The 12,812-nt window shown below is 58.4% G+C and carries 10 protein-coding genes; 2 read left to right on the top strand and 8 right to left on the bottom strand.

Features of this window, described 5'->3' with window-relative positions:
• Positions 1–21 precede the first annotated feature (21 nt).
• The 5 genes from DNI29_RS08495 to DNI29_RS08475 all read right to left on the bottom strand — a co-directional run bounded on the left by DNI29_RS08495 (position 22) and on the right by DNI29_RS08475 (position 5,569).
• Positions 22–894, bottom strand: a complete 873-nt coding sequence (locus DNI29_RS08495) for a nucleoside phosphorylase (RefSeq protein WP_110977658.1) — start codon at positions 892–894, stop codon at positions 22–24.
• A gap of 198 nt (positions 895–1,092) precedes the next feature.
• Positions 1,093–2,046, bottom strand: a complete 954-nt coding sequence (trhO, locus tag DNI29_RS08490; protein ID WP_110977657.1) for an oxygen-dependent tRNA uridine(34) hydroxylase TrhO — start codon at positions 2,044–2,046, stop codon at positions 1,093–1,095.
• Positions 2,047–2,126: 80 nt separating this feature from the next.
• Positions 2,127–2,759, bottom strand: a complete 633-nt coding sequence (locus tag DNI29_RS08485; protein ID WP_110977656.1) for a NeuD/PglB/VioB family sugar acetyltransferase — start codon at positions 2,757–2,759, stop codon at positions 2,127–2,129.
• Between the two features lie 210 nt (positions 2,760–2,969).
• On the bottom strand, positions 2,970–4,211 hold the full coding sequence (locus tag DNI29_RS08480) for a hypothetical protein (RefSeq protein ID WP_123823131.1): 1,242 nt from the start codon (positions 4,209–4,211) through the stop codon (positions 2,970–2,972).
• Positions 4,212–4,285: 74 nt separating this feature from the next.
• A complete protein-coding gene (locus tag DNI29_RS08475; RefSeq protein WP_110977654.1) occupies positions 4,286–5,569 on the bottom strand; it encodes a DUF2851 family protein in 1,284 nt (427 codons plus the stop codon).
• 104 nt (positions 5,570–5,673) lie between these two features.
• On the opposite strand from DNI29_RS08475, the gene DNI29_RS08470 reads away from it, so the two are divergent.
• The gene (locus tag DNI29_RS08470; protein ID WP_123823129.1) at positions 5,674–6,534 is read left to right on the top strand and encodes a tetratricopeptide repeat protein; all 861 of its coding nucleotides are present in this window, start codon (positions 5,674–5,676) and stop codon (positions 6,532–6,534) included.
• 79 nt (positions 6,535–6,613) lie between these two features.
• On the opposite strand, the gene lolA1 is transcribed toward DNI29_RS08470, so the two are convergent.
• From lolA1 to DNI29_RS08455, 3 genes are all read right to left on the bottom strand, one after another.
• Complete coding sequence (gene lolA1, locus DNI29_RS08465) at positions 6,614–7,258, bottom strand: outer membrane lipoprotein periplasmic chaperone LolA1 (protein WP_110977652.1); 645 nt, start codon at positions 7,256–7,258, stop codon at positions 6,614–6,616.
• Between the two features lie 117 nt (positions 7,259–7,375).
• The gene (locus tag DNI29_RS08460) at positions 7,376–10,408 is read right to left on the bottom strand and encodes an FtsK/SpoIIIE family DNA translocase (protein ID WP_123823127.1); all 3,033 of its coding nucleotides are present in this window, start codon (positions 10,406–10,408) and stop codon (positions 7,376–7,378) included.
• A 119-nt stretch (positions 10,409–10,527) separates the two neighbouring features.
• Positions 10,528–12,258, bottom strand: a complete 1,731-nt coding sequence (locus DNI29_RS08455; RefSeq protein ID WP_110977650.1) for a DUF6044 family protein — start codon at positions 12,256–12,258, stop codon at positions 10,528–10,530.
• A 104-nt stretch (positions 12,259–12,362) separates the two neighbouring features.
• Between DNI29_RS08455 and DNI29_RS08450 the strand changes: the two genes are divergently transcribed.
• Entirely contained in the window at positions 12,363–12,785 is a 423-nt protein-coding gene (locus DNI29_RS08450) for a hypothetical protein (protein ID WP_110977649.1), read from the top strand.
• Positions 12,786–12,812 lie beyond the last annotated feature (27 nt).

Genomic DNA, 12,812 nt, shown 5'->3' with positions numbered 1-12,812 from the left:
GCATTCGTGTCAATCCGTAGTTTACAGGCGTTCCAGGGTCGTGGCAATCAGGTTGTTTACTACCTGCTCGGAGTTGGTGGCAAATTCGCCGGTAGCACGGTTGGCCACAATGGCGTTCAGCGACACTACCTCGTGGCCCAGCATGCGCCCCAGGGAATAGTAGCCAGCCGTTTCCATCTCAAAGTTGGTAAGGCGGAACTCGCCCTCAGCGCTGTTGTAGCGGAACTGCTGGAACTGCTCAATCAGGTTGGCAAGGCGCAGATCTAGGCGCAGCACGCGGCCCTGGGGACCGTAGAAGCCAGGGCAGGTGAGCGTGTTGCCGGTGACCATACCTGCGCCCAACTGCTCGCGCAGCAAATCGGAGCCGCGCACGCAGTACGGGCGATAATCAAGCTGCAGGCTTTGCTGCACACCACGCGCTACCTCTACCTCGAGGCCCGTTTCCACCAGGGGGTAGAACTGCATCAGCGAGTCCAGCCCCACGGCGTGTTCCGACACCAGCAGGGAACCCACCGGAATATCGGCCTGCAGAGAGCCGCTGGTGCCCACCCGCACGATGCGCAGGTTGATCCGCTCCTCCAAGGGGCGTGGCTCGCGCGTCACGAAGTCAATGTTCACCAGCGCATCCAGCTCATTCATCAGGATGTCGATGTTATCAGTACCCATGCCCGTGCTGATAACGGTGAGGCGCTTACCGCGGTAGTAGCCCACATGCGTCACAAACTCGCGCTTGTGAATGATGGTTTCGATGGAATCGAAGTGCTGGCTAACCGTGGGTACGCGCTCCGGGTCGCCGACCGTGATGATGGTTTCGGAAATATGGTCGGGTAGCAGGTTCAGGTGGTAGATGCTGCCATCCTTGTTGAGGATCAGCTCCGATTCGGCGATGGGCATAAGAGGGGGATTTTTAGAAAAGGAAGGTGCAATGGTACGGCAAAAACCGCAGTTTGGGTTCGTATGACGTTAAACCGGCTACCTCAAAAACAAGCTGTCATCTTGAGCCTACGCAAAGGACCTCTACGAAAAGTAACCTTGATTACTCTCGGTAGAGGTCCTTTGTTAGGCTCAGGATGACAAAACGGAAGCCTTTGCCTACCGCACTGGGGCGCGGTACGACAGCAGGCCCTGCTCGGGGCTGTAGTTGTTGCTGTTCTTGGGGTAGGCGCCGGTTCCGTCGTAAGGGCGCTTATCGGGGTGCTCCTGGCAGGTGGTGGAGCAGGCACCATCGAGCTGCTGGCCGCAGGTTTCGCAGAGTGGAATGTGGGCGTTGCAGTGCGGGTTAGCGCAGTTCACCATCCGGTCGGAGGGCGTATGGCAATGGTGGCAGTGGCTGATGATGCTGGGGTTCACGCTGTTCACGTCCACAGCCACGCGGCCATCGAATACGTAGCACTTGCCCTCAAAATCTTCGCCCCCGGCTTCCAGACCGTACTTAATGATGCCGCCGTGCAGTTGGTATACGTTCTCGAACCCCTGCTCCAGCAAGAAAGCCGAGGCCTTTTCGCACTTGATGCCGCCGGTGCAGTAGGTCAGAATTTTCTTGTCCTTGAACTGCTCCAGCTCCTGCACTTTCTCCGGGAACTCGCGGAAGTTCTCGATGTCGAGGGTAATGGCATTTTTGAAGCGGCCCAGGTTGTGCTCGTAGTCGGAGCGCACATCTAGCACCACCACGTCGTCTTGGTCCTTCAGGTCGCGGAATTCTGTGGGCGAGAGGTGAATGCCGGTGCGCTCGTAGGGCTTGATGTGAGGTAGGCCAACGTGCACGATTTCCGGTTTCACGCGCACATGCAGCTTCTGAAACGTGTGCGCTGGAGCTTCTTCCACCTTGAATTCCAGCGCCGCAAAGCGCGGATCGGCTTTCACCAGGCGCATGTACTCCTCACAGTCGGCGCGCAGGCCCGACACGGTGCCGTTCAGCCCCTCAGAGGCCACGATGATGCGCCCCAGCAAATTCAGGCTCAGGCACAGCCGATGGTGCTCCTCCCGAAACTGCTCGGGGTTCTCAATGGGCGTGTAGCAGTAATACAGCAGAACGAGGTAGTCCATTCTTCTATAGAAGTGAGTGCAAGAGCTTCGAACTGAGAATGGTTTCTGCAGACTTAGCTCTTCGTCCTAAAATCTTGGTCCTAAACTTTTTGGGCCGGGTTGCCGAACACCGTCTGGCCAGCAGGCACATCGGCTACAACCACGGAGCCAGCGCCCACACGGGCCTTGGCGCCGATTTTTACACCAGCCACAACTACTGCTCCGGCCCCGATAAAGGCCAACTCGCCTACCGTTACTTCAGCATTGAGGATGGCTCCGGCGCCCAGTTGAGCGTAGTCGCCCATTTCGGCTTTCACATCTACCACGGCATTAGCGCCGAGGATGCAGCCGTCACCGACTTTGGCGGTACCAGCTACCACGGCATTTGCCCCGATGAGGATGCCATGACCCAGCCATGCGTGCGCCGAAACGCTGGCCCGCTGGTGAATGGCATTCACGGGCGCTACCTCGTATTCCTGGCGCAGCATGCCAGTAAGGCTGCGGCGGCTAGCCGTGTCTTCGGTGGCCACAAATACTTCGCACTTTTTGCCAAGTAGCTTCAGCAGCTCTTTGTCGTCGGTGTTGCCCATCACGGGCACGTCGTTGAGTTCCGTATTCTGCAGAGCGGCATTGTCGTCGAGCAGGCAGTATACTACCACATCGTTGCTTTGAAAGGCATCGAGGGCCGCGGTACCGACGGCTTGTGCGCCCAGAATGATGACAGGGTTTTCCATAGTATCGAAAACGGCCGCGGGGCGGCCGGGGAGAATAGGTTTTGGGAGGACAAAGATACACGTTCTGCCGGCTAGGCCGAGTACGCACGGTGTAGGAAGGGTAGAACAAATGCAACGGTAGTTTTGCTCCCAGGCTTCTGCCTACCTCCTATTATAGCTTGAGCCAGGCTGTAATTGTAGTGTAGAAGACCGATGCAGCCCTACCCCCTACTACAGTTTGAACCGGCGCAGCAGGGTAGCGGCGTAGTCGTTTTGCAGCAGGAGCAGCACTAGAAAGGGCAGGAATGTCACACGGTATCGGTTCAGGGTGCCCAAGTTGGGGGTAGTAAGGCCAAGCAACACGGCCAGCACCAAGCAGTACACCAGCAAGGCCAGCACTAGAGCAAACGGCAGCTGCCCCGCCCGGCCTCGTATCACCGACAGAGCGGCAATGCTCAGAGCTACCAGCAGCCCCAGATTTTCTAGGCCTGCCAGCCGATACAATATGGAGCTTCCCTCCCACGGCCAGGGCCGGGTTAGGGTATTGAAAGCGGCTTGCGGTGAGTGCAGGATCACACTTTCGGTGGTCGGCTTAAGATCGGGGTACTCCAGATGGGGCCGACCCTCAGAGATTTTGAGCAGATCGGAGTAGTTGCGCTGCAGTTGGGAAGTAAACTTGTTGGCCCGAAAAACCGGGCTAACCTCGCTGGCAGCCCAGGCTCCCCCACTCAGCAAGGCCAGCAGCAGCAGCGCCTGCACCACGCGGCTACGGGCTCCACCCAGGTGTTGCACCACCCGGATCAGCCCTAGCCCCGCCAAGCACCCAAACAATACCACGGCGAAGAAATAGCGCATCTTAAAGTGTAGCACCATTGCTCCCAGCAGACCCAGCACTAGCCACCACTGCTGGCCTGAGTTGTAGTAAGCCAGCCGAATAACCAGCACCAGCACCAACGCTCCGCTTCCTACCAGCAGGCTTTCCTTGGTCAGCCCCGACGTCCAGTATACCACTGTGGGCCAAAGCAGAAACCCAACCACCACGCTACCAAGGGTAGCTGCCGGCCACCGCTGCCGAATCTGACGAACCAGCTCCCAGCTGCTTACAAAGCTGAACAACGACAGGTAACACCCATTCAGCAGCGCGTTGCCCAGGCTAGCTAGGTTTAGTACTGAGAGCACCTTCACGAGGAAAAGCGTATTGGAAAAGCCGTGAAACACAAGGTGCCAGCGTCCCCAGTGAAACTCATCGGTGAGCAACATCCGCAGCCACTGGGCGGGAGCCTGCCAGAGTTGCGCGCTCATGCGGTCGGCCCACACCAGAAAGTAGCCGGCATCCTCACTCAGCACTGCTATGGAAATGCCTGTAGCTACCAGCTTGAGACCTAAAGTAGGTAGCACCCAGCGCCCCAAGTCTGGAATACGCCGCACCCTACCTACCCATCCATACACCGCCCACACTAGCGCTACGTTCAAAACTAGAGCAAGGAGCAGGTGAAGCAAGACAGCTGAGGGTTGAGGTAATAGAAAAGATAGTACGGCCGTGCGGGCTAGCGCTGGCGCAAGATACTACCCCCAATGGCACAGCGCACGCACTGGCGCGGCTCGCAGTAGCGCCGGTGCAGGGCCAACAGCCCCTGCGAGTCGGCGGCCGTAGCATTACGGAAGCCGGCCAGCTCATACACGTCCAGTACGTGGTTTTGCTCAGCCGGCAATTGGTCCAGCAGAGTAACAGCAGCCTCTACTTGCTCCGGGTTGCCTACATAATGGGCGTAGGCTACCCGCAACGGCACAACTAGGTTCGTCACCAGCAAATGAATACTGCTACGGCCCAGCACGGCTACCTTCCCTGTTTTACCGGGTCGGTAGTGCGTTTGCCAATACTCGGGCAGCGGGGCAGCAAAGAACTGCTCCAAGGCCTTGATGTCGCGGGCACTTAGTAAGACATCAAACAAAGTAGGTCGAGCGTGCAGCAGACCAGTCAGTTGGGCAAGGCGCACCGTTGGGAAGTTAGCTGGCCGTAGCCGCAGGAAGTTCCAGTCGTGAGTGGCCAGGGCTGTGCCGCTGAGGTTGTACTTATGGCGCAGGAAAGCAAACTCCTGCTGCAACTCCTGCAGGTAGCTATCCGCGGGCTCGACATCTTTCAAGAAGCCGGCCTGCCCAAACACCAGCGCGGCCAACTGGCGCGCGTCGTGACGGTGGCGCCGTATTACTGAAAGTGGCAGGGCTTTAGCCAGGCGGGCCATGGGCTCGGCGTTTTTCTGAAAGCCGAAGGCGGCCGCCAGCGCATGCCAGGTGGTAGCCTCCCAATCCTGGCCTTGCTGCTGGTGCAGGGCCGTTATCAGGTCAGCCTTTTGCTCTACCCGCTCCATGAGGGTGCGGCCGGTCATCATGGTGCGGGCAAGCTCCGATACGCGCGTTAGCAGCGGCGCGCAGGGTAGGGCAGCTTCGGGTGGTTGCTCCCGCAACTGCTCATACGTGGCCAGTAGGTGCGGCGCAATGCGGCTGCCCAAGGTCAGGGACGGCACAACAGTCCCATCGGTCCGGCACACCTCCTGATCAGCGCTATACACGACGTGCAGCACCACTTGGTCGTATTTGAGGTCGGTCTGGTGCTGATGACGAAACCAATCGGAGGCGCGGATATGGATTTCTACGGCGCCATTCCACTCTACCTCTCCCAACTGCAGGCGGGCATTCAGGAAATCGGGACCGGCATCGGGGTTGCGCTGGCCGGGCCGCAGTACGGTTATCGGCTGCCCATCCTCCGTTTGTAATCTGGTTTTATCGAAATACTGGTGCTGCCAGATGTAGTGCAGAAAATCTTCTTGCATAGCGGGATAATACAAGTATAGCAATGTAAAAATAACCTTCTCAGGCTCTTAAAGATAAAAGCTGTGTGCTATCTTGCTATCAGGCTTTCATCATTCTTTCCTATTTGGCACACCTCTCCTCTGATTCGCGGGTTCTATTGGGCAGCATCCGCCCGGCCCTGACATTTTTCTACCGCTCGCGCTTTACGCGCAACTACAGTTCTCGCTACATCCGGCGGGCGCTGGCTATGTTGCACGAGGCCGCAGAGCATGGTAACGGCAGCGCCATGAGCTTTTTGGGGCTAGCTTACAGCGAAGCCTGGGGCGTGCCTCAGGATATGAAAAAGGCAATTTACTGGCTGCAGCAAGCCGCCGACACGGGGCATCAGCTGGCCCGCTACAATCTGGCTGTGGCTTACGACAATGGCCTAGGAGTTACGCGCAACCGTGTACAGGCCTGGCTTCTGTTCCGGGGCCTAGCCACGGAGGGCTACCGCGACGCACAGTTTGGTGCGGCCCATATGTTGTTTTACGGCGAGGGGGTAGTGCAGAACTACTCACAGGCCCGCTACTGGGCCCGACAAGCCGCGCGGCAAGGTCATCCGGAGGCCATGCAATTGTTGGGCACTTGCCTGTTGCGCGGCCTAGGCGGACCAATCCGCTTGCCGGCGGCCCAGCGCTGGCTGAAGCGCGCCGTAGCCGGCGGAAGCTGCCTGGCCGTAAAGCGCTTGGCCGAATCCTGGCAGCACCCCGCCAACACTGTCCGGCCCGAGAGTATAGTCTGCTACCTCGAAAGACTACTTGAAGCCCGAAGCAAAACCGTAGCAACCCAGGCACTATATACGCTAGGCTGTGTTGGGTTGCAGTTTCCTCACCTGCTGCCGGCCCGCCGCAACAACGTCACGGAATATTTCCGCTGGGCGGCCCGGTTTAAGCATGTAGAAGCAGCATTGAAGTTTGCTCAGCTCCAAGGCGAAGATTTTTAAGCTAGAGCAGTGAAGTAAAACAAACCGGCCCGCTCCTGCAGGTAGCAGAAGCGGGCCGGCCATCTTGGCAGCACTAAGGTTAGCGCAGGTCAATCACCTTTACGCCTTTATATTTCGTTTTGTCGAAGTTGAAGGTGGTAGCATCAACCGGAACATTGGGCTGAAACTTGCTGATTTTGTAGGTGTAGCGGTTGCCGTTCTTCTTGAACATCTGCCAGCTTTTCACCGCTTTGTCAGTTTTGCCAACCTTCAGCCGCACCTTATACACGGGGTTGTTGCGGTCCTCAGGCGAGAGTTCAATTACGTCCACCACCTCGCCGCCTTCCTTGGCTTCCTGCACGTAGGCGTACTTGTAGCCTTTCTTGTAGAGGGTGTATATCTGGGAGGGCGAAATTTCCTGGTCCTCGGGCTCGTAGTCGGAGATGTTCACCTCATTCTCAGCCTTCATGTAGGTCCACATGGTCTGGCCGTTGTTGATGACCTCCTGGCCGCTCATTTTCAGGCGGAACTTCTGACCGCTCACCGTAATATCGCCCGACAAATTTTCTTTCACTTTCGCGGCGTCATTCTCCAGCGTTTGGGTGAACGTAGCCTTGAATGCCTTCATCGCCTGATATTTGGCGCTCATCTGGTCCAGAATCTTGCCAGCCTTAGGATCCTGCTGGGCAGTGGCGACAGAGGTCAGCGACACGGAGAGAGCCAGCAGGGCGAGATATTTTTTCATTGCAAAAAGAAAGGTGTCTTTGGAGAGCTTGTATCTGAGAGCCTATACCTCAGATAAGGTTTAAACGGGAATCAGATAAGAACAGAACAAAAGGCGCTAAGTTCTATTTTCCGGCCCCTACTTTGGCAGGCTATTCAACAACTGTTCCAAACTGTATTCATCGGGAATCAGCACTTCCCGCGCTTTACTACCCTCAAACGGTCCGACGATGCCCGCGTGTTCCAATTGGTCGATTAATCGGCCGGCGCGGTTGTAGCCCAGCTTGAGTTTGCGCTGAATCAGGGAGGTACTACCCTGCTGATGCAGCACAATCACGCGGGCAGCTTCCTCGAACATGGAGTCCCGATCAGAAGGGTCGAAGTCGTCGGCATCACCGTTGCCGCTGCCGGCCTCGCCGGGTACTTCCGGTAGCTCGTAGGCATTGGGGTAGCCCTGCTGCTCGCCCACGAAGTCGCAGAGGCGGTCCACCTCGGGCGTATCAATAAAGGCGCACTGCACCCGGATGATGTCGGAGCCCTGGGAAATCAGCATGTCGCCCTGGCCGATCAGCTGGTCGGCGCCCCCGGCATCCAGAATGGTGCGCGAGTCGATTTTGCTGGTCACCTTGAAGGAAATCCGGCAGGGGAAGTTGGCCTTGATGATACCCGTAATAACGTTCACCGACGGGCGCTGGGTAGCCACAATCAAGTGAATCCCGATGGCGCGGGCCAGCTGAGCCAAGCGGGCAATGGGGGTTTCTACCTCCTTGCCAGCCGTCATCATCAGGTCGGCCAGCTCGTCAATCACCAGCACAATGAAGGGCATGTAGCGGTGGCCCTTCTTGGGGTTGAGGCGGCGCTCCACAAACTTGCGGTTATACTCCTTCAGGTTGCGGCAGCCGGCGTCCTTGAGCAGGTCGTAGCGCTTGTCCATCTCCATGCATAAGGAGTTGAGCGTGTTCACTACCTTTTTGGTATCGGTAATGATGGGCTCTTCCGACTCGGGTAGCTTGGCCAGGAAGTGCCGCTCAATCTTGTTGAAGATGCTCAGTTCCACCTTCTTGGGGTCCACGAGCACAAACTTGAGTTGCGAGGGGTGACGCTTGTAGAGCAGGGAGGCCAGAATCACGTTCAGACCCACCGATTTACCCTGGCCCGTAGCACCCGCCATCAGCAAGTGAGGCATTTTGGCCAGGTCCACCACAAACACTTCGTTGGTAATGGTGCGGCCGAAGGCAATAGGCAAGTCCATTTCGGTGGTCACAAACTTGTCGGTATTGAATACCGAACGGATGCTCACCATTTCCTTCTTGGTGTTCGGCACCTCAATACCGATGGTGCCCTTGCCCGGAATGGGCGCGATGATGCGGATACCGAGGGCAGCGAGGCTTAGGGCAATGTCATCTTCCAAGCTCTTGATCTTGGAGATGCGCACCCCAGCATCGGGCACAATTTCGTAGAGCGTAACCGTGGGCCCAATGGTAGCCTTGATGCTGGCGATGTTGATGCCGTAGTGCCCCAGCGTTTCCACAATGCGGTCCTTGTTGGCTTCCAGCTCTTCCTTGGTTACCTGGGCCTTGGCTACCCCGTAGTCGTTGAGCAGCTCCAGGGTTGGGTACTGGTAGCGGGGCAGGTCGAGGGTCGGGTCGTACTCGCCGGTGGGCATGGCCTCTTCTTCCTCGTCCTCCTCGGCAATAACGGCCATGTCGGCGCCAGCCGAAGGGTCCAGCTCGTGGGTAGAGGTAGTGGCATCTTCCACCTCGAAAGAGAGCCCAGCGGGTACGCTCGGAGCCGCGGCTACGGGTGCCACCACGGGCGCAACAGGCGCCGGAAGCGGTGCATCATCGGCCACCAGATCAGCCAAAGACAAGGGGGTAGGCACGCTGGCCACCGCGGCCGGAGCTTTAGGTGCTACGGGGGCGGGGGCCACTTCTGCCTCCGGCATTTCAATAGAGAAGCTAGGCCCGCTTGAGGGGGTAGCAACCAAGGCGGCGGCGGCGCCAGTCAGGGCCGTTCCAGCCGTAGCGGCCACATTCAAAGGCACAGCCGAAGCGGCGGCTAACCCGCCCGCGGCTACTGAAGCAGAAGCAGCGGCTGCTGGAACCGGGCTGGCAACGCTAAAGGCTGGTGCTGCGCCGGCTACCGGTCCGGTACGCTGGGGCTGCGGTGCAGAATCTTCCTCCTCGTCCTCTTGCGGCTCTGGCTGGGCGGCCAGGGGGCCTACCCGCTTGAGCGTAATACCCAGAGTATCTTCCTGGGGTTCTTCGGGCTCGAAGGCTGCAGTGGGGGTAGCGGCGAAGTTGCCCCGGCCAGCCGGGGCAAACGCTAGTTCCTCGTCTGTGTCGTCCTCATCCTCTTCGCCGGCACTGCGGCGCAGATTCAGGTTGAGGCTGGTGACGTTGAAGAAGAACACCACGAAGGAAATCAGCAGGAAAGCCAGCAGCAGCACCGTGCCCCAGCCAATGAGGCTATCGAGCCAGAAGGCCGTTTCGTAACCCACGCCGCCGCACAGGAAATCGAGGCTGTGCGCCAGGGCCGGGTCCACGTCGGGGCTTTGAATGGTGAGCACCACGTAGCCCATTAACACGCTCAGCCACAGCATAGTGAACAGACACAAGGCCAACACGTAGGTGAAGGACACGCCCGCCCGCCGGAACACAATTTTGTAGCCGATAAAGAATACAATAGGAATAGCCGCGAAGGCCGCCACCCCAAAGCCATCCTGAATCAGGAACTGGGCCAGCATAGCCCCCACCAGCCCCAGCCAGTTGCCGGTTTCCTGGCCTGCTTCCTTAAGCGGAGTGCGGCCTACCGTTTCGGTTACGCTTTGGTCAGCGTGGCCCGTGAACAGAAAGGAAATAAAGGCAATGGTGAGGTAGATGGAGCCGATGAGGAAGAAAAAGCCCAGGAACAACTGAAAACGCCGGTCGCGCAGGAAGCCAAAGAGGCCACTCAGGTTCACGGCGGGTAGCTTCATGGGTTTACGGGCGGCCTTGGGCGCCGCCGGTTTGGAAGGCCGGGCAGCAGACTCGTTGCGCCGGGCTTCGCGGATGGGCTCCGGCTCAACGGCACGGGCCTGGTTGCGGGCCGCACGCGGCTCAGCCGCCGGCCGGGGCTCGTTGGTGCGGGCAGGAGCCGCCGAGGAAGGTTGCTTGTAGGTATTTTTAGCCATTAGAGACACGCCAAAGACCAAATCTAGACAATTCCGATGAGTAACCGGGCAGCCGGGTAATGAAGTAATTCTAGCTTTAAATGGACTTTGCCCTCTTCAAAGATCAGCTGCTCAGCTACTCAGTTGCCCGCTTGGTACACCCAAATTCGCCAGTAAGCACCAGGAGTTGTGTAGGCTCCCAGGGGTTGCAGGCCGCTCTCGGCAGGCCGCGCTAGCCGAGCTGCCGACAGCACATAGCGCCCGCCCAGCCGGCGAAACGCCTGAGCATCGAAAGCCCAGTGCTCTACTACCCGCTCTGGCAACGCTGCTACCCGAAAATTCTTGCCCAACTCAGCCGAGTACAGGTAACACCGACTGCCCCAGGCATCATAGTAGGCACGCAACGCTTCGTCTTTCGCCAACTCGCCGGCAATAAGGGGGCGGAACTGGTGTTTATAAGCCAGAGGATAATTATTCAGGTATGCATCCAGAGTATAGAATCCATTCAGGGAAGCTATGGCTGGGGGCATGCCCAGGCAGGCCACCCGGTACTGGCTGGGCTGCTGGCCGGTGCGGGCGGCAATGGCTTGCTGTACCTGGGCAAACAACGCAGGCGCTACGTACGCCGCGTACGTGGGCTCTTCGGCGCGCGCAGCCCCAGCTACCCGGCGGAGGTTGGCGGTCCACTCCCCGTTCATGCCCAGCCCGATGAGCAGTTGCAGCCCCACCAGCGCCCAGCGCGCCCTACCTGATGGCAGATAGCGCAACCCCAGCACCAGCACGCCAAACCAGAGTAGCGGGGTCAGGAAATGAAAACGCGAGAGGTTAAAGGCCCGCAGGGGGGGTAGCCATTTGTGCAAGCCTACTACCAACTGCGGATAGAAGCCGCAGAACACGGCTAGTACTGCCAGAAGCGCCAGCACCCACACCACTTGCCGACCTAACTGCCAACGCTGCTGAGCCGGTAATAAAACCAATGCTAAGCCAATGGCCAGTAAGGGCGCCAACCGAAGAAACAAACTGGCGTGGTACTGCCCCACAAAAAAGTAAAGGAAACTACTCGTGAGCCCCGCCTTGACACCGCTTGGACTGAGGCGGCTGAAATCAAACTCCAGCCGGTGTGGCACAAATTGTCGCTTCAGCAGTGCACTTACCAACGGATATTCCACCACCAAATACAGCCCTGCCATAAGGGCTAGCCCTATTACGGCCGCCCAGGGTACACGGCGGGTACGCCACGCATCCCAAGCCAGCCCTACCCCTACCCCAGCCACTACAAAGGCACCACCTAGCACCAGGTTCGACCAGAGGGGAAAGATAAGTAGGGGTAGCCAGTAGTACCAGGGTGCCGCGCCCTGACGCAGCCGCAAAAAACCCAGCACTACCCACGGCTGGCCCAGCACCGTTATTCCGAACATGGAAAACGCCGGTAGCACTGCCCAGGCCAGCGCCAGCATTGCCCCTACCCCCCGATTGTTCGGCTGAGGCAGGCCATACTTTCTGAGCAGCAAATACATGCCTACTAAACCAGCTAAGCGCACCAGCAACTGATTCAGCAGATACGCCGGCAAAGGGTCAAGCAGCGCGAACAGGCCCACAGTTACGCTCAGGCCGGGCCGCAGAGCATTGCGCGGAATACCGTTCAGTAAGGCCGGCACCTGAGTGGCTGAATCGTAGCTGAGGGCCACGTGGTGGCGCGTAAGCAGCCAAGGTACCGTTAGCTCCGTATCTAGGTTGTCCTCGATCAGAATGTAGGTAGCCCCCGAGCGCGACGCGTATATTAAGCTCAGAAGCAGAAAGGCTACAAGAGCCCAAATGAGTGGAGAAACAGCAGGGAAAGAAAAGCTTTTTCTTGTAGTAGACTCAGGCATAAGGGGGTAGGCAAATCAGCCAACGCAAAGGTAAAATTTCCGATCTGGGCGCTTATCCCCGGCCCGCTTCTTCCGTTATATATACTTCCCCCTATTCTTGAGCCATGTACCAGCGCGTTCTTTCTACACCTACCAGCCCCGACTTCTGCCAGCTGACCTACGATGAAAGCCGCCACTGGCTGCACGCTACCTGGACGGGCTACGTGAGCCCCGAGTACGCTCTGAATGGTGCCTCAGCGGGTTTGGAGATGCTACAGCAGGTGCATTGCCCCTATCTGCTCAACGACAACAGCCAGCTCCAGGGCCCCTGGTTCGACTCGCTGGAGTGGCTGGCTACCGAATGGGGCCCCGCCGCCGCCAACGCTGGGCTGCGCTACGTGGCGCACGTGGCCCAGCCCAATGCCCTCGTTAGTGCCTGGCTCGACCCGGCGTCACAGCGCCTGCTTCGGCAGTTTGAAATTCAGGTTTTTGAAAGCGAGGCTGAGGCTGTAGAGTGGCTGAGCAGTTGCCAGAGCAAGGCAAGGTAGCCAGCCAGACCGGTCAGGCTGTTGAAG

It is taken from the genome of Hymenobacter sediminis, from assembly GCF_003231285.1.
GTDB lineage: Bacteria > Bacteroidota > Bacteroidia > Cytophagales > Hymenobacteraceae > Hymenobacter > Hymenobacter sediminis.
Note: the sequence above shows the minus strand (reverse complement) of the source record. Positions and strands in the feature narration are given on the sequence as shown.

Bases quoted from the DNA above. Each gene is read 5' to 3' on its own strand.
- DNI29_RS08495 (WP_110977658.1), bottom strand. From the start codon at position 894: ATGCCCATCGCCGAATCGGAGCTGATCCTCAACAAGGATGGCAGCATC.
- trhO (WP_110977657.1), bottom strand. From the start codon at position 2,046: ATGGACTACCTCGTTCTGCTGTATTACTGCTACACGCCCATTGAGAAC.
- DNI29_RS08485 (WP_110977656.1), bottom strand. From the start codon at position 2,759: ATGGAAAACCCTGTCATCATTCTGGGCGCACAAGCCGTCGGTACCGCG.
- DNI29_RS08475 (WP_110977654.1), bottom strand. From the start codon at position 5,569: ATGCAAGAAGATTTTCTGCACTACATCTGGCAGCACCAGTATTTCGAT.
- lolA1 (WP_110977652.1), bottom strand. From the start codon at position 7,258: ATGAAAAAATATCTCGCCCTGCTGGCTCTCTCCGTGTCGCTGACCTCT.
- DNI29_RS08460 (WP_123823127.1), bottom strand. From the start codon at position 10,408: ATGGCTAAAAATACCTACAAGCAACCTTCCTCGGCGGCTCCTGCCCGC.
- DNI29_RS08455 (WP_110977650.1), bottom strand. From the start codon at position 12,258: ATGCCTGAGTCTACTACAAGAAAAAGCTTTTCTTTCCCTGCTGTTTCT.
- DNI29_RS08450 (WP_110977649.1), top strand. From the start codon at position 12,363: ATGTACCAGCGCGTTCTTTCTACACCTACCAGCCCCGACTTCTGCCAG.